This window comes from Microbacterium oleivorans, assembly GCF_001644225.1.
Taxonomy (GTDB): Bacteria; Actinomycetota; Actinomycetes; order Actinomycetales; family Microbacteriaceae; genus Microbacterium; species Microbacterium gawkjiense.
On sequence record NZ_LSTV01000001.1, the window covers coordinates 550,722 to 574,049 of the forward strand.

Sequence of the window (23,328 nt, forward strand, 5' to 3'; positions counted from 1 at the left end):
CGGCGCAGCGTGCGCGCCGGATCTAGAGTCGGATCGTGACCCGTCCCGACGCCGCCGCCCTCGACCGGTTCCGCGAGCTGCTACGGATCCCGACGGTGTCGATGCCGCCGGGGGAACCGGATGCCGACGGCGCACCGTTCGTCCGTTTCCGGGACGCCGTCGAGCGGCTCTATCCCGCGCTCCACGGCGCGCTCGAGCGCGAGGTCGTCGGCGGCTACTCGCTGCTCTACCGCTGGCGCGGAGCGGATGCCGCGGCTCCCCTCGTCCTCATGGCGCACATCGACGTCGTGCCGGTCGTCGTGGACGAGTGGGACCGCGACCCGTTCGGCGCCGAGACGGTCGGGACGGGCGACGACGCCGAGATCCACGCGCGCGGCGCGGTCGACGACAAGGGCGCGCTCGTCGCGATCCTCGAAGCCGTCGACGGCCTCGTCGCCGAGGGATTCACGCCGCAGCGGGACGTCTACCTCGCCTTCGGCCACAACGAGGAGGTCGCCGGCGACGGCGCCCAGGCCATCGTCGAGGTCCTGCGGCAGCGCGGCGTGCGGCCCTCGCTCGTGCTCGACGAGGGCGGCGCGGTCGTCGAGGGCGCGATCCCCGGGGTGCACGTGCCCACCGCCGTCATCGGCGTCGCCGAACGCGGCGTCATGACCGTGCACCTCACCGCGCGGGAGCTCGGCGGGCACGCCTCGACCCCGCCCCGCGACCCCGCCACCGCGCGGCTCGCGCGGGCCGTGCTGCGGCTGCACCGCCGGCCGTTCCCGACGCGTCTCGTGCCGCCCGTGCGCGCGATGTTCGAGACCGTCGCCCCGCACACGACCGGCCCGCTGCGGCCCGTCTTCGCGAGCATCGGCGTGACGGGGCGACTGCTCGCGAAGGTCTTCCCGCGCTTCGGTCCCGAGCTGAACGCCCTCGTGCGGACGACGGCGGTGGTGACCGAGCTCGCCGGCGCTGCGGGGGCGAACGTCCTCGCCACCTCCGCCCGGGCGAGCGTGAACGTGAGGCTGCTGCCGGGCGACACGGCCGCGTCGGCGGCCGCCCGCATCCGTCGTGTCATCGCCGACCGCCACGTCGAGGTCGACGTCGCGTCGGCCTCGGAGCCCTCGCCGGTGTCGCCGTGGACGGGTCCCGCATGGGACCGCCTCGTCGCCGCCACCGCGTCGGCGCTCGGGGAGGACGTCGTCCCGACGCCCTACATCCAGCTCGGCGCCAGCGACAGCCGGTGGTTCACCGCGATCAGCGATCACGTGTACCGGTTCACGCCGTTCCACCTGACGCGCGGCGAGCGGGAGGCCCTGCACTCGCACAACGAGCGCATCCGCGTGGGGTCGTGGCTGCGGGGGATCGAGTTCTACCGCGACCTGCTGCGGGCCGGCTGAACTCAGCCGCGCTCGGCGAGCGCCTTCGAGATCCGCTGCAGCGACACGGGCTCGGCGGTGCCGAGGCGCTGCGCGAACAGGCTCACGCGAAACTCCTCGAGGAGCCACCGCGCGTGGACCAGGTGCGCGGGAGCGCCAACGGGGAGCGGGAGGGCGCCCCCGGCATCCGCGAACAGGGCTGCGGCGCGCTCGTACTCGGTCATCCGCTGGCGGTCGCGGCCGGGGTTGTCGGAAAGGGCGTCGACGCGGTCCTTCGCCCCCTGCAGGTAACGCGGCAGGTGCGCGAGACGGGCGGTGCCGGTGCGGGAGAGGAAGCCCGGGTGCAGGAGCGCTGCGAGCTGACCCTTCACGTCGCCGAGGGCGGCGAGCAGCGTCATCGAGTTCTGGTTCTTGACGGCGCGTTCAACGTCGCGCTGCAGGGTGAGGATGCGGGCGGCGAGCGACACCGTCTGGAAGAGCTCGTCGACGACGCGGCTCGAGAACGCGTCGCGGGCGGCCGTGAACGCGGCCTCGGTGCGGATGACGGCGTCTCCCATGACGGCGTCGGCCACGGCGACCCGGGCGTCCTCGATCAGCGCCTTCGCCGAGGGGTACGGCGACGCCGCGAGGGCCAGCTTCTCGGGTGCGGTCAGGTGGTCCATGACGTAGGCCGTGGGGGAGGGGACGGCGAGCAGCAGCAGGCGCCGCGCGCCCGCGCGGGTGAGGTCGGCCGCGCGCTCGGCGGTCGCCTCGATCCGCAGCGACACGGCGTCCTTCGCGTCGACGAGGGCGGGGTAGCCGCGGACGACACCGCCGGCGACCTTCGTGTCGACGACGGCGGGCAGGTCGCCCACGTCCCACGTCGTGATGCCCGTGCGTTCGATCGGCGCGCTCGCGGCCGCGACGGCCGCGGCGGAGGATGCCGAGGGCTGCGGCCCTCTCTGCGGGCTGAGCGACCGGGCGACCGACTCGCGGGCGCGACCGGCGAGGCGGTCCTGCAGCTCGCGCAGATCGCGGGACGAGCCCACCGTGCGCCCGCGCTGGTCGACGGCGCGGAACGAGACGGTCAGGTGGGCGGGCACGCGCTCGAGGTCGAAGTCGCGCTCGGTCACCGGCTGGTGCGCGACGCGCTGGATGCGTGCGGCGAGCGCCGCGCGCAGGGTGGATGCCGGGAGTCCGTCGGTGTCCTCCGGCCCCGAGCCGCGCAGCTCGTCGCCGAGGGTCGCCGCCCAGTCCGCGGCCGGGACGACGTGGCGCCGGATCGCCTTCGGGAGCGCCTTGATGAGGGCCGTGACGAGCTCGTCCCGCATCCCGGGCACCTGCCAGTCGAAACCGTCGGGGCGCAGCTGCGCGAGGAGGGCCAGCGGCACGACGATGCTGACGCCGTCGTCGGCGGCGCCCGGCTCGAACCGGTAGGCGACCGACAGCACCTGGTCGCCCTGACGCCAGCGCGCCGGGAAGTCGCGCTCGTCGTTGCGGCCGGACTCGCCGAGGAGGTCGGCCTCGGTCATGTCGAGCAGCTTCGGGGTGCGCGGCTGCGTCTCGCGCCACCACGCCTCGAACGAGCGGACGTCGAACACGTCGTGCGGCACGCGCGCGTCGTAGAAGGCGTACACGGCCTCGTCGCCGACGAGGATGTCGCGGCGGCGCTCCCGCTCCTCGATGCGCTCGAGCTGGCGGCGGAGCTCGCCGTTGCGGCGCTCGAACGCGGTGAGCCGCTTGTCGAGGTGCTGGCTGTTCCACTCGCCCTCGACGAGTGCGTGGCGCAGGAACAGTTCGCGCGCCAGGTCCCGGTCGCGGCGGGCGAGCTGCACGCGCCGGCGCGGGATGATCTCGACCCCGAAGAGCGTCACCTTCTCGGCCGCGACGGCGGCACCGGCATCCTTCGACCAGTGCGGGTCGCTGAGACTGCGGTGCGCGAGATCGCCGGCGAGGTCCTCGGCCCACGCGGGGTCGATCGCCGCGACGGTCCGGCCGAACAGGCGCGAGGTCTCGACGAGCTCGGCGGCCATGACGGCGTCGGGCGAGGCTTTGCGCAGGCCCGAGCCGGGGAAGACCGCGAACGATGCGCCGCGGGCACCCCGGTACTGCGGCAGGGGCTTGCGGGCGTTCTTCTTGGCGGGATCGGTCGTGACCGAGCGCGTGTCGAGGATGCCGATGTGCGACAGGAGACCCGAGAGGATCGCGCGGTGCAGCGCATCGGGGTCGGCGGCGCCGGCGGGCTGCCTCGGTGCATCCTTCGGCGATCCGGACCGCGACAGGGTGCTGAGCTGCCGGTGCACATCGAACCATTCGCGGACGCGGACGTAGTTGAGGTGCTCGCTGCGGCACAGGCGCCGGAACGCGCTCGAACCCAGCTCGCGCTGCTGCTCGCGGAGATGGTTCCAGAGGTTCAGCAAGGTGAGGAAGTCGCTCGTCGGGTCGACGAACCGCGCGTGCAGCCGGTCGGCCTCCTCCCGGCGCTCCTCGGGGCGTTCGCGGACGTCCTGGATCGACAGACCCGCGACGATCGCGAGGACGTCGCGCGAGACGCCCAGCTTCTCGGCCTCCAGCAGCATCCGCGCGAAGCGGGGGTCGATCGGCAGACGGGCGATCCGCCGGCCGAGGCCCGTCAGTCGCAGCGCGCCCGTGCGCCCCGTCACGGCGCGGAGCTCGGTGAGCAGCTCGACCGCGGCCTTCACGCCGCGGCTGTCGGGCTTCGTGAGGAACGGGAACTCCGTGACGTCGCCGAACCCGAGCGAGAGCATCTGCAGGATGACCGACGCGAGCGAGGTGCGGAGGATCTCGGGCTCGGTGAACTCCGGCCGCGCGGTGAAGTCGTCCTCGCCGTAGAGGCGGATCGCGATGCCCGCCGACGTGCGGCCGGCGCGCCCCGAGCGCTGCTGCGCCGAGGCCTGCGAGATCGCCTCGATCGGCAGGCGCTGGATCTTCGACCGCACGCTGTAGCGCGAGATGCGTGCCGTGCCGGCGTCGACGACGTAGCGGATGCCGGGGACCGTGAGGCTGGTCTCGGCGACGTTCGTGGCGAGGATGATCCGCCGCCGCACCCCGGCGACCGCGGACGGCTCGAACACGCGGTGCTGCTCGGCGGAGCTGAGCCGGCCGAACAGGGGCAGCACCTCGGTGGGACGCGCATCCTTCGCGTAGAGGCCGCGGACGGCATCCATCGCGTCGCGGATCTCGGCCTCGCCGGGGAGGAAGACGAGCACGTCGCCGTCGGGCTCGCGGTCGAGCTCGCGGAGCGCCGCGAGCAGCCCGTCGACGTCGTCCTCGGACGCGGCGTCGTGCGGGCGGTAACGGATCTCGACGGGGTAGGTGCGGCCCGAGACCTCGATGATCGGGGCGGGCACGCGCTCGCCGTCCGGCGCGGCCCCGGCGAAGTGCGCCGCGAAGCTCTCGGGGTCGATCGTCGCCGAGGTGATGATCACCTTCAGGTCGGGACGCTCGGGCAGGATGCGGGCGAGGTACCCCAGCAGGAAGTCGACATTGAGCGAGCGCTCGTGCGCCTCGTCGACGATGATCGTGTCGTAGCGGCGCAGCAGACGGTCGCGGTGGATCTCGTTGAGCAGGATGCCGTCGGTCATGAGCGTGACCTGCGTGGCGTCGGTCACCTCGTCCGTGAAGCGGACCTTGTAGCCGATCGCCCCACCGAGCGGCACCTGCACCTCGTGGGCGAGGCGTTCGGCGATCGAGCGGGCGGCGATGCGGCGGGGCTGCGTGTGGGCGATGCGCGTGCGCCCGAGCTCGAGGCACATCTTCGGCAGCTGCGTCGTCTTGCCCGACCCGGTGGCACCGGCGACGATGACGACCTGGTTCTCCGCGATGGCGCGCGTGATCTCCTCCCGCGCGGCGCTGACGGGCAGCTCCGGGGGATACGAGAGGACGGGGGCGGGTGCGGACACAGCCTTCGATGCTATCGCGCGGGCGGATGCCGGCGGTCGCCCGCCGCCTGCCGGACCCGGCTCAGCGGTCGGCGGTCTGCGGGGCGTACAGCAGCGGCAGGTCGGCCGCCGTGACGAGGCGCGAGAGGACGGCGTGTTCGACGAGGCGCGCGCGCCGGTTCGTCGCGAGCTTGCCGGCGCCGCCGCGCAGGCCCTGCACCCCCTCGCGGTCGAACTTGTCGCACACGTTGTCGAGCTTGCGGTTGAACGTCGTGAGCGGCCAGCCCAAGCGCTCGGCGGCCTTCGCCGAGGTGGGGATCTGACTCGAGCCCATCATCCCGCCGCGCAGGATCGGCTCGCACAGCGCGATGAGCAGCAGTCGCTGGCTGGCCGTCAGCGGGACCGCGCCGATCGTCGTGCCGCCGTCGGTGCTGTCGCCCTCGAGCGGGGACGTGCGCCCCGTGAAGCGGGCGGCGCCGTTGCGGATCGTGAACTCGTACGTGTACGCGCCCGCCGTGAACATGACGACGAGCTCGGGGAACACGAGCGGCACCCGCGTTCCCGGACCGAGCATCGCCTGGTAGGCGCCGTCGGCCGTGGCGAGCGCGACCGAGATCGACCTTCCCGTGTTGGTGAGCCACCACATGCCCTGCGACGACTCGATCTCCAGCAGCCGGCGGTGCAGGTACGGGTTCGTGTCGATGACGAGGTCCGCGTCGCGACCGATGGAGAAGGTCTCACCCGGCGTCGGGTGGAACCACTCCCCGCAGAACTCGATCCCGAGCTCGGCGGCCTCCGTCTCGGCCGTCATCTCGACGTCCTCCGTCATCACATTCCCCCTTGAACGAGCACGATGATGCCCCAGACGGCGCCGGCGACTACCGCCGTGCCGACGAGGCCGACGAGCAGCAGCAGCCCTGTGCGCGACCGGCGCGCCGGTGCGGGCGCCGGGGACACCGGGGGCGCGACCGGGGTCCGCACGACGGGCGCGGCGGGCTCTCCGCGCCGAGGCGCGTAGACCGGCTGCGACACGAGCGTGCCCGGCGCCGAGGCGGTCCGCGGCGTGTCGGCGCGGCCGTGGGCGATGGACGTCCCCGCCGTCGTCGTGGGCCCGACGCGTCGGGCCGTCGTCCGGGTGCCCTCGTCGGTGCGCCGCTCGGCGAGGAGCGTCTCGTCGGCGTCCTCCGGTGCCGCGACCGGACCCGTCTCGGCCCGACGTGCGACGAGCCGGGTGTCGTCGTCGCGCTCGGCCCGCAGCTCGCGGCGCGTGCGGGGCGCGAGGCGCGTCTCGTCCTCGAACGGGTCAGTCATGGCGTCTCCGCCGCGACGGCACCGTCTCGACCTCGATCGTGCCGGTCGCGGGTTCGCTCGTGACGAGGCCGCCGGTCGTGTCCTCGAGGCGGGGGTGGATGCCGCCCCCCACCACGTCGACGACGATCGCCGTCACGTTGTCGCGGCCGCCGTGGGCGAGAGCCTGGGCGATGAGCGCCCCGGTCGTCTGCGCCGGGGACGCGCCGCTCAGCAGGCCCGCCCGGATCGCCTCGTCGGTGATCTCGCCCGAGAGGCCGTCCGAGCAGATGAGGATGCGCTCCCCGGTGACCACCGGCAGCAGCCAGAAGTCGGCGGGGCTGCGCTCGCCGCCGACAGCGCGCGTGATCACGTTGCGCCCCTCGAACGTCGACATCTCGTCGCGGGTCAGGCGCCCGGCATCCACCATCTCCTGCGCGATGGAGTGGTCGACGGTCACCTGCTCCAGGCGCTCGGAGAGCAGGCGGTACACGCGGGAGTCGCCGATGTTGACGACGAGCCACCGGGGCTCCCCGCCCTGCTGCACGGCCACGACTCCGGTGAGCGTGGACCCGGCGCCGCGGGTGGTGCCGCGGGCGATCGCGCCGACGGCGCGGTGGGCGGCGTGGACGGCCTCGGCGACCTCCTCGGGCGCGACGTCGCCGCGGCCGACGAACCCCCGGAAGGCGTCGACGACGGCGGCCGCGGCGCGGTCACCCGCCTCGTGACCGCCCATGCCGTCGGCGACGATGAACACGGGGAAGCTCGCGAGGTGCGCGTCCTCGTTCACCCGACGCCGCAGTCCGGTGTCGGTGAGCGATCCGCTGATGACCTCGACGTGCAGCGGACGGGGGGAGGTCATCGGGCTCCTGCGTCGAGGAACAGCTCCGCGTCGCCGAGGAGGAACCGCCCCGAGACGGGGACCGGCATGCCCACCGCGATCTCGGCGTCGCCGTCGCCGACGATCACGCCGTTGGTCGAGGACAGGTCGGTGATGCTCCAGCCGTCCTCGCCGCGGCGCAGCAGCGCGTGCGTCTTCGAGACCGTGCGGGTGGCGTCGTCGACGGGGACGGGCTGGGCACCGGGCGCCTGCGCCGGGGGCGTCGGATTGCGACCGAGGACGACGAGATCGGCGGTGAGCGGGACCGTCTGCCCGTTCGGGAGCCGCAGCGCGGCGCTCGGGCGTCGGTGCGCCGCGAGCACGGTGTGCTCCTCGACCTCGGTCGCCGCGGGGGCGGGGGCGGGCGGCAGCGGCGCCACCGGGGCCGCCGGCGTGGCGGCGGGAGCCGCGGAGGGGGCCGGCGCGAGCGGCGGCGGCGACCACGGCGTGACCGGTGCGGCGGCGGGGAAGGGGGTCGTCGAGGGCGGCGCGAAGGCGGTCGTGTCCGACAGGACGGATGCCGCGGCCGTCGTCGGCTGCGCGTCGCCCGCGAACGGCGTCGGCGGCAGTCCGGTGCGTGGCAGGCCGTGCCACTGCGCCGAGCCCCACCCGATGACCGAGGCCCAGACGGGGAACAGGAGGACGCCCAGCACGACGAACCCGCCGCCCCGCTCGAACCCGCGGTTCAGGGGGCCCATCATGCGGACGAGGAGGATGATCGCTCCCGCCGCGAAGAGGAGCACGAGGACGAGGGGCACCACCGTCGCGCCGAGGAGCGCACCGGCGGCGTCGCCGCCCGAGCCGCCGAACGCGGCGTTCTGCGCCGACGCGACGAACACCGCGTTGAGGACCGAGGCGAGGATCGTGGTGAGCAGGCCCCCGCCGACGAGGACCGCCGCCCACCATCCCTTCATCCCGGCCACCTCGAACAGGGTCCAGAGGTTCAGCACCGGGATCCAGGCGCGCGCGGCGGGTCGGTCGACCTTCCGGAAGACGGCGCTCAGCGCGAGGGCGGTCCACACGTAGACACCGGCGGCGAGGACGAGCTGGACGAACGCCACCAGCAGCGACGCGACGGCGAGACCGGCGGCGGCCCCGGCCGCTTCGGCAGCCGTCGTCGCGAGAGGGATCTCCGTGGTCATGCTCTGCATCCGTCCTGGCCCTCCGTCATCGATTCCGTCGATCCCGCACCGCACACCCTATCGGCGCGCGGCCAGTCCGCGCGGGAGCAACGAGCGCAGCGACAGGCGCGCGCGCAGCCGCGCCCAGAAGCCCTTCTCCGCCGCGAAGCGCGCGCGTTCGGCCGCGACGATCCGCCAGAACTCCTCGTTCTCGGCCGCCGTCGGCGGCATCACGTCGAAGACCGACCGGTCCGCCCATGTCGCCAGGCGGGTGCCCGCCGCCTCCTCCGCGTCGCCGGCGAACAGGCGCGCGAGCTCCTGGCGCGTCAGATGGGCGGGAGCCGGGTACCCGTGGTCGACCGCCGTGTCGACGTACTCCTCCCAGCCGCCGGTGAAGCGCGCGGCGACGTCGCCACGCCGGCGGCCACGCCGCCGCAGCGCCTTGACGGCGAGGATCGTGACGAGCGGGCCGACGAGGACGATCACCGCGAGCAGCGAGACGCCGCCCACGCGCACCGCGGCCCACAGCGCCGACAGGTCGCGCTCCTGCGGGGCGGCCTCGGGGGCGCTCTGATCGCCGTCGGAGGGCGACGCGTCGGCGGGGAGCACCGGCTCGGCGTCCTCCCGGCTCACCTCGGTCGGGTTCTCGGGATCGCGCCGCTGCTCGAGATCGGGCGACGGGAAGCTCTCGTGCTGGGGGGTCACGTCGACGGGGAGCCAGCCCCCCGCGGCATCCGCCACCTCGACCCACGCGGCGAGATCGCCGCCGCGGCATCGTCCCTCGTCGCACACGGGCAGGTCCTCGTCCGAAGCGAGCCGCGTCCCCACGACGACCCGGGCGTCGAACCCGAGCTGGTCGGCGATGAGCATCGCCGCGACCGCGAACTGCTCGTCGTCGCCGACGGCGGCCACGAGGTCGGCGTCCGTGCCGCCGGGAGCCTGCGCCTCGCGCTCGAGCAGCTGCGTGAACAGCGTCCCGATGCGGTCGGCCGAATGCCCGGCGCGGGAGGGCTGGAAGCCGGCCCCGTCGAGCTCCCGCATCCAGGCGGGGACGGAGCCTCCCGGCAGCTGCAGCGCGTGGCTCAGGTAGCCGCGGCTGCGGAGGCGGTCGACGAGCGTCTCGAGGGCCGCGCCGCCCGTACCGGCATCCTGGCTCTCCATCCACTCCGTCAGCGAGGCCGGGACGACCTCCGCCGGCAGGGACGGTCCGCTGCGGGACGGGGTGAGGGATGCCACGGGTCCCGCCGCCTCGGAGGGGGATGCGGCGAGCCGGTAGGCGTCCCCGGTCTGCAGACCGTTCCCTGCGATCTCGATCGCGGCACCCGTGGCGGCGTTGTGGAAGAAGCCGTCCGCGAGCTCGGCCGCGCGGGGACCGTCGAACGACACGGCGCGCAGGTCGCCGACGGTCGGCACCCAGATCCCCGTGCCGGCGTCGATGCGCACCGTCAGGTCGATCTCGCCGGTGCCAGCCGGGTCGAGCCGGGACGGGACGCGGGTGAACGCCGTCGCCGGGTCGGTGAGGCCCGCCTGCGGGTCGACCGCGCGCACCGTCCGGCCGTCGTAGAAGGGGAGCGTCGCGAGCCGTACCCGCTCCGCGCCGGCGGCGGGGGAGACGGTGAAGAGGGGTTCGTCGAAGCGGTCATCGCCGAACGAGGCGCGGTACGCGGCGAGCGGGCTCGGCGCGCGTTCGAGCTCGAGCACCGGGTCGACGACGCTCCGCGCCACCTCGCGCGGCTGGTCCGCGAGCGCCCACGGCCCCCACAGTGCGGCGACCGCCGCGGCCACGACGACCATGCCCGTCGCGGTCCCGACGCGCGCCGCTAGCCCGCGCCGGCGACCGCCCGGGCCGCGCGCCACCCCGGAGGCGGCGGCCGCCGTGGCGAGGGCCCGGCGCCGGTCGTGACCGGACCGCCACACCACCGCGACGAGCGCCGTGACGATCGCGGCGACACCGAGCAGGGTCTCGGGCTGCACCGCGACCGGGCCGACCCGCACGGGCGAGGCGAGCGAGCGCGCGCCGAAGGCGACCCCGAAGACGGTGGGCAGGAGCGCGAGGGCGACCGCCGGCATCCACCGCCGACGACTGCGCCACGCGATCGACAGCGCGGCTACCGTGCAGCCGAGGAAGAGGAAGAGGGCCGGGGCGAGTGTCGCCTGATACGACCCGAGCGGGAGGTCGAGGGTCAGCAGGTCCTTCCACCCCGTGACGGGGGCGGTCGCGACGTCGACGAGGGCGTCGACGGCGGCGTCGGGCGAGGCGAGCGACCCCGCCGCGGCCACCGGCACCCCGAGCGCGATGTACGCGCCGAGGGCGGCGAGGGCGATCCACCAGCCCGACCAGCGCCAGCGGGTGCCGAGGGCGGCCACGAGGTGACCGGCGGCGATGCCGACGGTCAGGGCGACGACGAGGGCGGTGCTGCGGTAGATCGGCCAGGTCGCGACGGCCCCGACGGCGAGGACGAGATCGAGGACGAGCGCCTGGCCGACGAAGAAGCCCGCACGCGACGGGTTCCGGCGCCGCCGGGCCCGGCGCGGCGGGACGACCTCGACTGGGGCGGTCACGACTGCGCGCCCTTCGCGAGCAGCTGACGCAGGTCGTCGAGCAGCCCGATGGAGATGACGGTCATGCTGCCGAGCCGCCGGATGCCGGGCTCGGCCGTCGGCGCGCACACGAGGGCGACGACGGCCACCTCGGGGCCGAAGGCGAGCGCGGCGCTCTGCAGCTGCGTCGGGGTGAGGGGCGATCCGCAGACGAGGAAGGCGATCGACGCGTCGCCGTGGCGCGTCGAGGCGAGCGAGGCGACCTCGCGCAGCGGACTCGGATTCACGCCTCGGTCGAGCCCGGCGAAGTCGTCGAGCAGGGTCCGGGTCGAGATCGTCGTGAGCGTTCGGAAGGTCCGCATCCGGCCGCGCGCGAACTCGGGGATCTCGGCACCGGTGACGACGGCGACGTCGCGGCCGTCGCGGATCCCGCGGACGCCGATGGATGCCGCGGCGCTGACCGCGAGCTCGAACTCGTCGTCGTCGGCGAACTCGTCGCCGCCGCGCCCGACCACGAGGATCATGCGGGAGCGGCGGGTCTCCTCGTACTGGCGCACCATCATGGCGCCCGTCTTCGCGGTCGACTTCCAGTGCACCTGACGGGGGGAGTCGCCCGGGACGTAGGGGCGGAGCGCGTGGAAGGAGAAGTCGACGTCGACGATCGTCCGTGAGGGGCTCCCCTCCAGGTCGCGGATGAGCCCGGTCGCGGAGCTGCGCAGCGCCGTCGTCACCGGATGCACGTAGAGCGTGTGCGTCTCCTGCCACGTCGCTTCGCGGGTGAGGATGCCGAGGGGGTCCCCGCGGACCGTGCGCGCGGGGCCGACCGTCACGATGCCCCGTCGGCGCGTCGGGATGACGACGGTCTCGGCGACCTCGTGCCGGGGCCGCAGCAGGGGAACGTGGACGTCGACGAGCCCGTCGCCGACGGGGAGGTCGACGCGACCGGGCAGGGCCGTCCGGCGGCCCACGTTCGCCACGACGAGCCGCCCCTCGACGGGTGTGCCCGCCACGACGCGGTCGTGGGCCAGGCGCAGGGTCACCTCGTAGGCGCGCGCGCCGAACAGGAACGGCACCGACAGGAGCAGCAGGAGCGCCGCCGCCCCGCCCGCGACGGCGAACTCGAGCAGCCCGAAGGCGACGCCGGCGGCGAGTCCGATCACCGCCACGGCGACGACGACCCAGCCCGCGGGCGAGACGGTGTCAGCGACGGAGCGCCCCACCCGGGCGGCCGCGCGGCGCAGTCGGCGCCACCCGTGCAGGCTCCGCACGGCGAGCACGGCGGTGCCCCGTCCGCCCTCGAAGCCCGTGCGGGTGTACCCGGTCGCCGCCGACGTCCGGGTCAGTCGCGACTCGGTGGACGAACTCACACGTTCTCTCGCTGACCGCGGTCGTCGGCGCGCTCCTGCTGCGAGGGCGGCACGACGTCCAGGAGCACCTGGCCGACGACTGCCTCGGCGGTGACGCCGTCGAACTCCGCCTCGGGGTCGAGGATCAACCGGTGCGCGAGCACCGGGACGGCGAGCGCCTTGACGTCGTCCGGGGTCACGTAGGTCCGGCGGTGCGCGAGCGCCCACGTGCGGGCCGCCTTCGTGAGGGCGAGGGCGCCGCGCACGCTCACGCCCAGGCGCACCTCGCGGGCGAGCCGGGTGGCCTCGACGATGCGCGCGATGTAGTCCAGGACGAGGGGGTTGAGGTAGCCGCCGCGGGCGATGTCGGCCATGCTGACGACGCCCTGCGGCGTGATGACGGGGCCGACCTCGCGCGGGCCGTCGCCGGACCCGTCGAGGATCCGGATGGTTGCGGCGCGGTCGGGGTAGCCGAGCGAGGTCTTCATGAGGAAGCGGTCGAGCTGCGCTTCGGGCAGTCGGTAGGTGCCGGCCTGCTCGACGGGGTTCTGGGTGGCGACGACGAGGAAGGGGACGCCGACGCCGCGCGTGACGCCGTCGACGGTGACGTGGCCCTCTTCCATCACCTCGAGCAGCGCCGACTGCGTCTTGGGCGACGCGCGGTTGATCTCGTCCGCCAGCACGACGTTCGCGAAGATCGGTCCCTGGTGGAACTCGAACTCGCCGCGGCGCTGGTCGTAGACGGTGATCCCCGTGACGTCGCCGGGGAGGAGGTCGGGGGTGAACTGGATGCGGGAGCTCGTGCCCTGCACCGAGCGCCCCATCGCGCGGGCGAGCGAGGTCTTGCCTGTCCCCGGGTAGTCCTCGAGCAGCAGGTGCCCCTCGGAGATCATCGCCGTGAAGGCGAGCTCGATGACGTGGCGCTTGCCGAGCACGACCTGCTCGACGTTGTCGACGAGCTTCGTGAAGGTGTCGGCGAACCAGGCGCTCTGCTCCTGGGTGATCGTCATCTCGGTCCTCTCGGGTCGCGGGGCGGGGGAGGTCATGGTGCCTCCGTGCCCGGCGGCGTGGTGTCGGTGGGCTCGGTGGGATCCGAGTCTGCCGGGGGAGGTTCGGCGGGCGGCGGGATCTGCGCGCAGTCGATGCCCACCGTCAGCTGATCGAGTTCGCGCAGGGCGCCGGTCCACCGGATCGTGTACTCGACCCGCAGCGGTCCGAGTTCTCCCTCGGTGACATCCTTGCGGACGGATGCCACGTCTTCGCCGATGCCGCTCGGGAACCAGTCCGGGGTGTCCTCGTCGGACCGGCACGACGGCAGGTTGCTCGTGGCGACGAACACGGGCCAGTCGGCGCTGCCGCGGGCGGGCACGATGGGGGTCGGGTCGGAGCATTCGACCGCGATGCCGACGAAGGTGTCGCACCACTGCGCGGCCCACCGGTCGCCGGGCTCGTTCAGGCGCGGGGCGAACGCATCGACCACTCGTCCATTGCGGAGGTACCGCAGGCGCGCGTCCTCGAACGGCGGCGCGCCCGGATCGCTGTGGGCGCTCGCCGCATACGTGAAGCCCGACCCCTGGTCGCCGGTCGGGGTGGGCGACACGGTGTAGGTGAGCTCACCCGGTGCGCTGACGTTGCCGGTCGGTCGGCCGGTGATCTCGCCGGTGGTCACGCCGAAGCCGTCGCGGCCCTGATACGTGCTCGTGACGCAGGCGTAGACCGTCTTGGAGCGGAAGGGCTCTGCCGCGAAGGTCCGGCGGGACTCGCGGCTGTCGGGGGTGCAGGCCGCGGCCGACTCGTCGCTGAACCCGAACAGCGGCTCGGTGCCGTCGCTCTCGGCGGTGACCTGCGCCGTGACGGTCATGGAGTCGGAGGTCGTCGTCTGGGTGAGGGTCACGGTCGGGGCTCCGACGCCGTGGGCGCGCAGGTCGAGGGAGCGCCCCTCGCTCGACCCGCCGGCGACGCGGGGCAGTTCGAACTCCGTGAGCGGGGTCGCCGTCAGGGTCTGCGCCTCGTTCGAGCCGATGCGGTAGCCCGTGAAGACCGCCGTGCCGTCCCGCACCGGTTGGGCGGCGCTGCCGGCGACGCCGCCCTGCAGTCGCACGCTCCCGGTCGTGTCGTCGAGTCCCGTGATCGTGACGGTCGCGCGTCCGCCGTCGCGGCCGTTCGGCACGGGGTCGAAGCTCGCTCCGGTCGGCCGCGCCGGGGGACGGTACGACCACGCCTCGGTGCGGACCGTCCCGCGGGAGGTGCCCACGGCGTTGACCGCCCGGACCTCGTAGACCCGCTGCTCGCCCACGGGCGCGGCGATGGGCTCGCACCTGCCCGAGGCCGGGCACGAGGCGACTTCGCGGCCGCCCGTCGTGATCCGGTACCCCTCGACGGCCGGGTAGGAGGCGGCATCCGAGGTCACCCGCAGGGTCACCGAATCCGCCGTGTAGGCGGTCCATTCCAGTCGGGTGGGGTCGGCGGGCAGTCCCCGCAGGTCGAGCACGACCGACCCGTTGCGATCGCCGCTGGACTGGCGGCCCTGGGCGTCCTCGACGACGAAGGTCCCGGCGCAGCGCGCCGCCCCCTCGGCATCCGATCGCCAGCTCGCCCGCACCGCGCGGTCGCCCGCGGGCGCGAAGCTCACCCCGTCGCAGTTGCCGGCGCTCGCCGCCGCGACCACGCGCAGGGGGGTGCCCGGGAGCGGGTTCACCTCGCCGTCGGCGCCGATCACCTCGATCGTGCACGAGGAGCGCCCGTCGGACTGCGAGCAGGTCTGCACCGCCGATCCGCCGCGCGGGAGCGCGGAGGGGGACGGTCCGACGGTGAGCACGAGGCTCGCGGGGCTCGCGTCGGGGTGGCTCGGGAGCGAGACCCGGACCTGCTCCTCGCGGCCGGGACGCGCCTCGTCGAGGGCCGTCACCGAGACGACGGCGCCGTCGGCGGCCACCTCGAACTGGTCCCCGCCGTAGGCGACGTCGAAGACGAGGGCGTTCTCGTCGGCGACTCCCGCCCACCGCACCATCCGGGTGAGGTCGTACGTCTGGGTCTGGCCGGGACGGACGCCGAGCGAGGCGCTGCGCAGCGACGGCTGCGGGATCTCCGCCTCGACCTCGATGGGCAGCGCGAGATACGTCGGCTGGTCCTGGCCGGCGACGCGGGCCGCGACGATGCACGAATCCCGCCAGGGCGCCCCGCGCCCGGCCGCGTACCGCACGACGGTGCCCGACACGACGCGGCAGGAGGCGTCCGCCCGGGCCCCGCCGGCCTTCGTGCCGTCGGCGTCCACGACGAGGACGGCGTCGTCCGGCAGCGCCACGAGGTCGGCGACGTCCGTCTCGACACTCTCGCCCTCGCGCACCCGCAGCGGGTCGACGTCCGCGCGCAGGGCCACCCGGATGTCGTCCGTCCCGGGCACCCGCAGGAAGCCGTACGTCGTGACCTCGCTGCCGTCGTACGCGGTCCCCGTGACGGTGAAGGGGATCAGGCGGGTGCGCTCGGGGAGTGGCCCCGAAATCCGCCAGCCCGACACGCGGAGGTCTCGCTGCTCGCCCCACAGCCGCAGCGACAGTCCCGACGGGTCTCCCGCATTCCAGGCGACCCGGCCGCTCAGGACATCGACGCCGCGGGGGAAACCGTCGCGGTCCTCGATCGAGAGGACCGTGTCGGAGATCACCGGATGATCGGGGACGGGGTCGCGGACGACCTTCACCACGAGCAGCCCGATCGCGGTGTCGCCGTCGGTGTTCGACACCTCGTACGAGTACGAGAAGGTCCCGAGGGCCGTCCCGGCCACGACGGTTACGGCGCCGTCGTCGGCGACCGTGATGCGCTCGGAAAGCGCGGCGTACTCGGGACTGTCCTCGGGCGCGTTCGGCGTGACGCCCGTCAGGCCGAGCGTGCTCCCGAACGGGTCCACGTCGTTGTCGGCGGGGCGGACGACGACGGTGCTGTCGGCTCCGGCCTGCACCTGGACGTAGTCGCTGAACGTGACGGGGCTCGGGTCGCTCTGCTGGGCGATGACGCCGATGCGCACCTCGCCGGCGCCCGTGCGACCCCGGGCATCCTTCACCCGGTACTGGAACCGCACCTGCCCCGCGGCGCCGTCGCGGCTCGTGTAGACGATCGACCGGCCGTCGGCCGAGATCGTCGCCGAGCCTTCCGCGGGCTGGGTCGTGATGGCGTCGAGCGCGACGTCGTCGCCGTCGGGGTCGACCCCGTACCGGTCGAACGCGATCGCGACCGCTTGGCCCGCGACGACCCTTCCCTCGAGGGTGCGGGGAACGGGGTCGCGGTTGTCGTCGCCGCCGGTGACCGTCACCGTGACCCGGGCGGTGTCGACCACCTCGGGGAAGCCGAGGCGGTAGATCGTGTAGGTCAGCGCGTAGGTGCCCGCCTCGCGGGGCGCCAAATAGCGCAGCATCCGTCCCGAGGCGAAGGCGAGTCCGCCGCCGGTCTCGTTCACGATCGACGACGGATCGATCGCGATGAGCGCGCCGGCGGGGGCGTGGTCGTTCTCCAGCACCGGGATGTCGATCTGCGTGCCGCCGCGCACCGTCACCGTGTCGTCGACGGCGATGGGCGGTTCGGCGGATCCCGCCGGCAGCAGGATGACGGTGATCTCGCCCTCGGCCAGGGGAGCGCCGCCGTCGCGGCCGTCGGTGAGCCCGTAGCGCACGACGCCGAGGCGGCCCGGGCCGCCGTTGTCGGTCGTGCCGCTCACCCGCAGCAGGCTCTGGCCGACGAGGTCGACGCTGAGCGCGGCGGTCGGGTCGCTGTCGGGGCGGATGTCCTCGAGCAGCAGGACGACGCCGGCGGGATTGGATGCCGCCGACGCCACGTCGATCGTGGTGTCCTCGCCCGGGCGGACGAACGCCGTCAACGGGGGCGTCGTCACGACGGTGTCGTCGGGGTCGCGGACCGTGATGCGGGCCAGGGCGGAGGCCTCACCCGCGCCGTCGCGCACGGTGTACTGGACGACGTAGGACCCCGCCTCGCGGGCGTCGAAGGTCATCCGCAGCGCCGAGGCATTCGGGGTCACGGTCGTGCGCGCGGTGTCGAGGGCGACGAGCGAGCCGATCGTCAGCGCGCCCGAGGCGCCGCTCACGTGGGGGGAGAGGTCGATGTCGAGCGGCTCGCCCACGACACCCGTCGCGGCGAACGATTCCGCGCGCAGCTCGGGTGCCGGGGTCACGCGGATCGTGACGGCCTGCGTCGTCGTCGCGCCGCGCGCGTCCGAGACGACGACCGACACGGGGATGCTGGCGGCCTCCGTCGCACTCGGATCGGGATGCTGGTAGGTGAACTCGCCCTCGGGCGAGGTCGTGGCCGTCCCGACCGAGGGGGCGCCCTCGATCCCGGCGAGGTAGACGGGGTCGCCGTCGGGGTCGACCCAGCCGCGCAGCAGGTCGGCCGACACCGTGCCGCCGGGGGCCACGGACGGGGCGGGCCAGGTGGCGAGGCATCCTTCCACCCCGCACCAGACCGGCGCTGCGTTGTCCTCCTCCGCGACGACCCGCAGGGTGACGGTCGCGTACTCGGAGAGCTGACCGCCGGCGGACGTGCCGTCGGTGACGCGGTAGCGGAAGCTCGTGGTCCCGGTCGCGTCGGGCGCGACGCGGAACGCCAGCTGCTGCTCGGCGCCGGTGACGGCGACGGAGCCGAACGCCGCGTCGACCCCCTCGATGCCGCCGACGTCGATGCTGAGGACGTCCTCGTTGGGGTCGTGATCGTTCAGCAGGACGGGGAGCAGGGCGACCGAGCCGGCGCGCACCCCGAACGCGTCGTCGACGGCGACGGGAGGTTTCGGGTCGAGCACCCGCTCGACGGGATCGTCGTTCTGCGGCGCGGCCTCGCTGGTGTCCTCGACCCGCCACTGCTGCGACGACGGGATCAGCGCGCCGTCGGGCAGGCGCCACACCCAGCCGGAGCCGCGATCGTTCAGGGCCAGGCGCGAGCCGTTGCCGATGAAGACCGGGTCGACCCCGTCGCCGATGTCCGCGCCGGCGTAGTCGAGCGGCGTCGTCTCGGCCGGACGGCTGCTCGACCACAGCGTGCCTCCGCCGGCGCCGTCTCCGAGCCACGCGGCGTGCACGACGCCGTCCGAGGCCACGGGGACGGCCGGCGTGCCGAGGCCGGGGGAGTCCAGCACGCGCTCGGGATCGCCCGCGCCGAGGGGAATCCGCGTGACGCCGCCGGGGTCGGCGATGACGACGGCGTCCCCCGAGGTCGCGGCGCGCTGCAGTACCGCGCCGCTCACGGGCGTCGTGTCGGCGAGGTCGTCGCGGTCCTGCACGGCGACCTCGCCGGTCGCGACGTCGTACAGCACCCAGCGGCCGTCGACGGCGCTCACCTGTGCGTCGACGGGCGAGATCGGGGTCGGGTCCTGCCCCAGGATGCGACCGGTCGCCGCCTCGGCGCGCACGACCACGCTCTCGGCCGCCGAGTAGGCGTAGACGACACCGTCGGCGTCGACCGCGACGGCGGATGCCGCGAAGCGCGGCGCCTGCTCGCCGGGCTCTCGTTCCACCTCGGCGTACGGGTCGATCGGCGAGGCGGCGCCGCCCCCCGACAGCGTCGCCCCGAACACGCCGCCGCCCTCCGTGCGGTAGACGAGGGCGTCGCCCGCGGAGACGATCTCGACTGTGCCGGCGGGTGTCGGCGAGGAGGCGTCCTCGTCCTCACCGGTCAGGTCGGCGGGCTGGGCGAGATCGACGTCGGAGAACGCCGAGCCGCCCTCGCTGAAGACGAACAACCGGTCGGCGGTCTGCGCGACCTGGGTGCCGTTGACGACCTGTTTGACGGTGTCGACCTCGGCGAGGTCGAGGTTCACCCGGGCGTAGCCGCTGCCGGCGCCGGTCTGGAGCGCCCAGACCGTCGGGTCCTCGACGGGCGTTTGCTGGGCATCGTAGCCGGGCCACACGACGGCGAGCGTGCCGACCACCGCGACGATGGCGGCGACCGCACCGGCGCCGATCCACGTCGATCGGCGCACGCGAGGCCGGTCGGGCTGGGGTGAGGACATTCAGCCGGCCCCGCCGAGGAGGAGGAAGGTCGCGCCGGCGCCGGCGCCGGCCAGCACGATCCCGCCGATCGCCAGGGCGACGACGGTTCCGCGGCGCATCCGCGGGGCCGGTTCGGCGCCCGCGAGCACCGTGCCCTCGTCCGGGCGTCGCGGCGAGGCGGCGCGTCGGCGCTCGGGACGCGCGGACGCGTGGGCGACGGTCGGCCGCACGGGACCGCGGGGGCGGTCATCGGCGAAATCGACGTGGGCACCCGCGGACGCCCACTCGTCGACGGCGACCTCGAGCGGTGTGTGCGGGAGCCCCATCCGGTGCTGGATCATCTGCAGGTCGTGCGCGAAGGCCGCCGCCGAGGGGTGGCGCGCGGCGGGGTCGCGGCTGAGGGCGCGCGCGAGGACGGCGTCGAGCTCGGGCGGCATGTCGGCGCGGCCCACCGGCGTGTAGACCGCCTTGCGGATGCGGGCCTTCAACTGCTCCCGGGTGTTCTGCCCGCGGCCGGGACGCTCGAACGGGCTGCGGCCGGCCAGCAGCGAGTAGACCGTCGCCCCGAGACTCCACACCTCGGCGGCGATGGAGCCGGAGACCCGCTCGTCGACGACCTCGGGCGCCGACCACGGCACCGACATCGCGAAGACCTCCTCGGTGTCTGGCCTGCCCTCGACGGCGGCCGCGATGCCGAAGTCGGAGAGCACGGGGGACCCGAACGCCGTCACGAGGATGTTGGAGGGTTTGATGTCGCGGTGCAGCAGGCCCGCCCGGTGGGCGGTCTCGAGGGCCGAGCCGATCTTCACACCGAGCTGCAGCACCTCCGCGACGGGGATCTCCTCGCGGCGGTACCGGTGGGTCAGCGACGTGGGGCAGTACTCCATGACGAGGTAGGGACGGCCGTCGGCCGAGACGGAGGCCTCGTGGATCGTGAGGATCGAGGGGTGCGCGCTCAGGCGGGCCATGACGTCGGCCTCGGCGTTGAACATGCGCAGCACGTTCTCGTCGACGACGTCCTCCAGCAGCACCTTCACGGCGACGGGACGGCGGGGCAGGTTCTGCTCGAACAGGAACACGTCCGCGAAGCCGCCCGCGCCGAGCGGCCGCACGTAGGTGAAGCCCGACAGTCCGGGCGGGGTGGAGGGGAGCCTGCTGGACACGCCGTGCGTCATCCCGCCGTCAGTGGTCCGGCGGTGTCGAACACGGCGGTCACGCCGTCACCCAGGTCGAGTTCGGTCCCGAGGGGCACCCGCGACGCCGCCCCGCCGCGCAGGAGCGCCGCAGCGCCCGTCGGCGGCCGGACGATCGTGCCGTTGGTCGAGTCCAGGTCGCGCACCACGAGCGTGTCGCCGTCCAGGACCGCTTCGAGGTGCGTCCCCGAGATCTCCTTGCGCGGCGAGGGTACCGGTTCGATCCGGGCCCCCGGGTGGCGTGCGGGTCGCGGGCTGCGGCCGAGCACGACGGGACGGTCGAGCGGCACGCTGCGCCCTCCCGGCAGTCGCAGCGCGTACGCCGTCGCAGCGGATCCGCGTCGCGACCCGAACAGCGTCCGGTCGTCGGGGGCGTCGGCGACGGCGGCCGGCCGCTCGTCCTCGCGGAGGAAGTCGGGGAGCTCCAGCTCCTCGTCGTCGTCGAACGGACGCGCGAACAGGCTGCGGTCGACCGAGATCGTCTGCAGGACGTCGATCTCCTCGCCGCGCGCGGGTGCGGCGTGGGGGGCGGGCGCGGCGGCGGCGACGGTCGGGATCGCGACCGTCACTGGCGCCGCCGTCCCACGGGGCGCCTCGCCCGCGGCGGCCGGGGTCACGTCGGCGTCGGGCTCGCGTCCGGCGGGGAAGGGGCGTCCCCACGACAGCTCGTCGGCGCGCGTGACGCCGAGACCCAGGGGCAGCAGGTCGCCGCCGGTGCGTCCCGATCCGAGCGCCAGACGGATGCCGACGGCCCCCGCCAGCGCCGTCTCGATCCACGTGCGCGCATCGGCGCCCGAGACGCGCGTGCGGTCGGAGGTCTCGACGATCGCCGCACCGCGCACGGCGACGCGGACCGCATCGGCGCCGTCGTCGGGGAACTCCGCGACGGCGAAGTCGGGAAGGTCGTGGATGCCGCCCGCGACGAGCACGCTCAGCACGTCCTCGAGGACGGCGGTGTCGGCGGCGGCGGCGTTCCACAGCCGGGCGATGACGCCCTCGGCGACACCGGAATCGAGCAGGATCGCGAAGCGGTCGCCCGCGATGGCGTACCCCGCCTCGGCGGCGAGCGTCGGGGTGGGGTAGCGGAACACGCCCCCAGCCTACTGACGGGTGGTGCTCAGACCCATCCCGGCAACCAGTTGTGCACCCAGTAGAACTCGTACGGGATGCGCATCGCCGACCACAGCGGGTACCAGAACGCCGAGACCGCGACGATGACGCCGAGGATGACGAGTCCCGTGCGGCGCCCCACCGCCCGCCGGTCGGGGTCGGCGTGCGGCGACCCGGCGATCTCCCGCAGCGCGAACGCGAGCGCGAGGATCAGGAAGGGGAGGATCAGCACCGTGTAGAACTGGAAGATCGTCCGGCTCGGGTAGAACAGCCACGGCACGTACGTCGCGGCGACGCCGACGAGGACGATCCCCGCGCGCCAGTCGCGCGTGCGGACGCCGTGCACGGCGAGCCAGAGCACGGCGAGCACCCCGAGCCACCACAGCAGCGGGTTCGGCATCGAGTACAGGATCTCGATGCACCCGCGCGCACTCGCGCACCCGGCGACGCCGTCGGCGGTGCTGTTCGCGTACATCGACGTCGGCCGCAGCAGCAGGGGCCACTGCCACGCCGGACTCGCGTACGGGTGCGACGAGGTGATCTCCGCCGTCGCCGTGTAGATCGTCTGGTGGTAGTGCCAGAGGTTCTGCAGCGGCAGCGGCACCCACGACCAGAAGCCGCGGGCCGGGTTCGCATCGACGGCGTGCCGCTCGTAGCCGCCGTCGGTCGTGAGCCACGTGGTCCACGAGGCGAGGTAGACGAGGACCGCCACCGGCACGAGGATCACGAAGGCCGCGGCTCCCTGCCGCACGGCATCCGCCGGCCAGAAATGGATGCCGAGCCGTCGCCGCGCGAGCGCGTCGCTCACGACGACGTAGAGTCCGAGCGCCGCCAGCACCCACGCGCCCGACCACTTGACGCCGCACGCCGCGCCGCCGGCGATCCCCGCGGCGAACAGCCACGGCCGCCCCCACCGCACAGGGCCCCACCAGGCAGCCCGGCCCGCGGCATCCCGTCGTCGCATCGCCTCGGCGAGCCGGTCGAGGTGACGCCGGCGGTCGATCAGCACGAACCAGACCGAGAGCAGCACGAAGAAGGTGAGCAGGATGTCGAGGATCGCCACCCGGCTCATCACGATCGCGAGCCCGTCGATCGCCATCAGGCCGCCGGTGACCGAGCTGAAGAGCACCGAGCGGGTCAGCTGCCAGGCGATGAGGTAGAGGACGAGGACGGCTAGGGTGCCGGCCACGGCGACGGCGAACCGCCACCCGAACGACGAGGTCGGGCCGAACAGGGCCATCCCCGCCCCGATGAGGAACTTGCCGAGCGGGGGATGGACGACGAAGCTCGGCACGTCGAGGAAGATGTCCGTCTCGCCGTCCGTGAACCGGGCGTCGGCGCCGTCTGGCCAGGTGGCCGCGTACCCGAGGTTCCACTGACTCCAGGCATCCTTCACGTAATACGTCTCGTCGAAGACGATCGCGTGCGGGTGAGCGAGGTTCCAGAAGCGCAGGATGCCGGCGAGCAGGGTGACCGCCAGCGGGGCGAGCCACGCGAGTCGGCGGCGGAGCATCACGTCGGCCGCGAGTCGCCGCCGGGCATCGTCGAGACGGACGCCGAACCTCTGCCGCGCGGGGACCGCGGGCAGGAGCGGTTCCGCGGTCGAGCTCACGGCGACCAGC

13 protein-coding genes are annotated in these 23,328 nt (G+C 74.2%); 1 reads left to right on the top strand and 12 read right to left on the bottom strand.

All coding sequences use genetic code 11. From position 1 onward, the window contains the following. Window positions 1-35: 35 nt before the first annotated feature. Window positions 36-1,379, top strand: a complete 1,344-nt coding sequence (locus tag AYL44_RS02600) for a M20/M25/M40 family metallo-hydrolase (RefSeq protein WP_231872705.1) — start codon at window positions 36-38, stop codon at window positions 1,377-1,379. A gap of 2 nt (window positions 1,380-1,381) precedes the next feature. On the opposite strand, the gene hrpA is transcribed toward AYL44_RS02600, so the two are convergent. From hrpA to AYL44_RS02660, 12 genes are all read right to left on the bottom strand, one after another. Then, complete coding sequence (hrpA, locus tag AYL44_RS02605; RefSeq protein ID WP_064001692.1) at window positions 1,382-5,260, bottom strand: ATP-dependent RNA helicase HrpA; 3,879 nt, start codon at window positions 5,258-5,260, stop codon at window positions 1,382-1,384. Window positions 5,261-5,321: 61 nt separating this feature from the next. Next, complete coding sequence (locus AYL44_RS02610; RefSeq protein ID WP_064002441.1) at window positions 5,322-6,050, bottom strand: hypothetical protein; 729 nt, start codon at window positions 6,048-6,050, stop codon at window positions 5,322-5,324. Window positions 6,051-6,067: 17 nt separating this feature from the next. Then, window positions 6,068-6,550, bottom strand: coding sequence for a hypothetical protein (locus AYL44_RS02615; RefSeq protein ID WP_064001693.1), 483 nt, complete (start codon window positions 6,548-6,550; stop codon window positions 6,068-6,070). After that, complete coding sequence (locus AYL44_RS02620) at window positions 6,543-7,388, bottom strand: PP2C family protein-serine/threonine phosphatase (RefSeq protein WP_064001694.1); 846 nt, start codon at window positions 7,386-7,388, stop codon at window positions 6,543-6,545. Before AYL44_RS02620 ends, AYL44_RS02615 begins: the two co-directional genes overlap by 8 nt. After that, window positions 7,385-8,548, bottom strand: a complete 1,164-nt coding sequence (locus tag AYL44_RS02625) for an FHA domain-containing protein (protein WP_157532564.1) — start codon at window positions 8,546-8,548, stop codon at window positions 7,385-7,387. The genes AYL44_RS02620 and AYL44_RS02625 overlap by 4 nt, the downstream gene beginning before the upstream one ends. Window positions 8,549-8,605: 57 nt before the next feature. Further along, window positions 8,606-11,089, bottom strand: coding sequence for a transglutaminase domain-containing protein (locus tag AYL44_RS02630; RefSeq protein ID WP_064001696.1), 2,484 nt, complete (start codon window positions 11,087-11,089; stop codon window positions 8,606-8,608). Continuing rightward, window positions 11,086-12,435, bottom strand: coding sequence for a DUF58 domain-containing protein (locus AYL44_RS02635; RefSeq protein WP_064001697.1), 1,350 nt, complete (start codon window positions 12,433-12,435; stop codon window positions 11,086-11,088). Before AYL44_RS02635 ends, AYL44_RS02630 begins: the two co-directional genes overlap by 4 nt. Continuing rightward, on the bottom strand, window positions 12,432-13,424 hold the full coding sequence (locus tag AYL44_RS02640) for an AAA family ATPase (protein ID WP_064001698.1): 993 nt from the start codon (window positions 13,422-13,424) through the stop codon (window positions 12,432-12,434). The genes AYL44_RS02635 and AYL44_RS02640 overlap by 4 nt, the downstream gene beginning before the upstream one ends. A 32-nt stretch (window positions 13,425-13,456) precedes the next feature. Further along, complete coding sequence (locus AYL44_RS02645; protein WP_157532565.1) at window positions 13,457-19,423, bottom strand: Ig-like domain-containing protein; 5,967 nt, start codon at window positions 19,421-19,423, stop codon at window positions 13,457-13,459. Continuing rightward, complete coding sequence (locus tag AYL44_RS02650; RefSeq protein WP_064001700.1) at window positions 19,424-20,578, bottom strand: serine/threonine-protein kinase; 1,155 nt, start codon at window positions 20,576-20,578, stop codon at window positions 19,424-19,426. Continuing rightward, window positions 20,575-21,687 (bottom strand): FHA domain-containing protein, encoded by a 1,113-nt coding sequence (locus AYL44_RS02655; protein WP_064001701.1) that lies wholly within the window; start codon window positions 21,685-21,687, stop codon window positions 20,575-20,577. The genes AYL44_RS02650 and AYL44_RS02655 overlap by 4 nt, the downstream gene beginning before the upstream one ends. Before the next feature lie 26 nt (window positions 21,688-21,713). Beyond that, window positions 21,714-23,318 (bottom strand): dolichyl-phosphate-mannose--protein mannosyltransferase, encoded by a 1,605-nt coding sequence (locus tag AYL44_RS02660; RefSeq protein ID WP_064001702.1) that lies wholly within the window; start codon window positions 23,316-23,318, stop codon window positions 21,714-21,716. Window positions 23,319-23,328 lie beyond the last annotated feature (10 nt).

Excerpts from the sequence above, each read along its gene's own strand:
- AYL44_RS02610 (WP_064002441.1), bottom strand. The coding sequence starts at position 6,050 with ATGACGGCCGAGACGGAGGCCGCCGAGCTCGGGATCGAGTTCTGCGGG.
- AYL44_RS02615 (WP_064001693.1), bottom strand. The coding sequence starts at position 6,550 with ATGACTGACCCGTTCGAGGACGAGACGCGCCTCGCGCCCCGCACGCGC.
- AYL44_RS02620 (WP_064001694.1), bottom strand. The coding sequence starts at position 7,388 with ATGACCTCCCCCCGTCCGCTGCACGTCGAGGTCATCAGCGGATCGCTC.
- AYL44_RS02625 (WP_157532564.1), bottom strand. The coding sequence starts at position 8,548 with ATGACCACGGAGATCCCTCTCGCGACGACGGCTGCCGAAGCGGCCGGG.
- AYL44_RS02640 (WP_064001698.1), bottom strand. The coding sequence starts at position 13,424 with ATGACGATCACCCAGGAGCAGAGCGCCTGGTTCGCCGACACCTTCACG.
- AYL44_RS02645 (WP_157532565.1), bottom strand. The coding sequence starts at position 19,423 with ATGTCCTCACCCCAGCCCGACCGGCCTCGCGTGCGCCGATCGACGTGG.
- AYL44_RS02650 (WP_064001700.1), bottom strand. The coding sequence starts at position 20,578 with ATGACGCACGGCGTGTCCAGCAGGCTCCCCTCCACCCCGCCCGGACTG.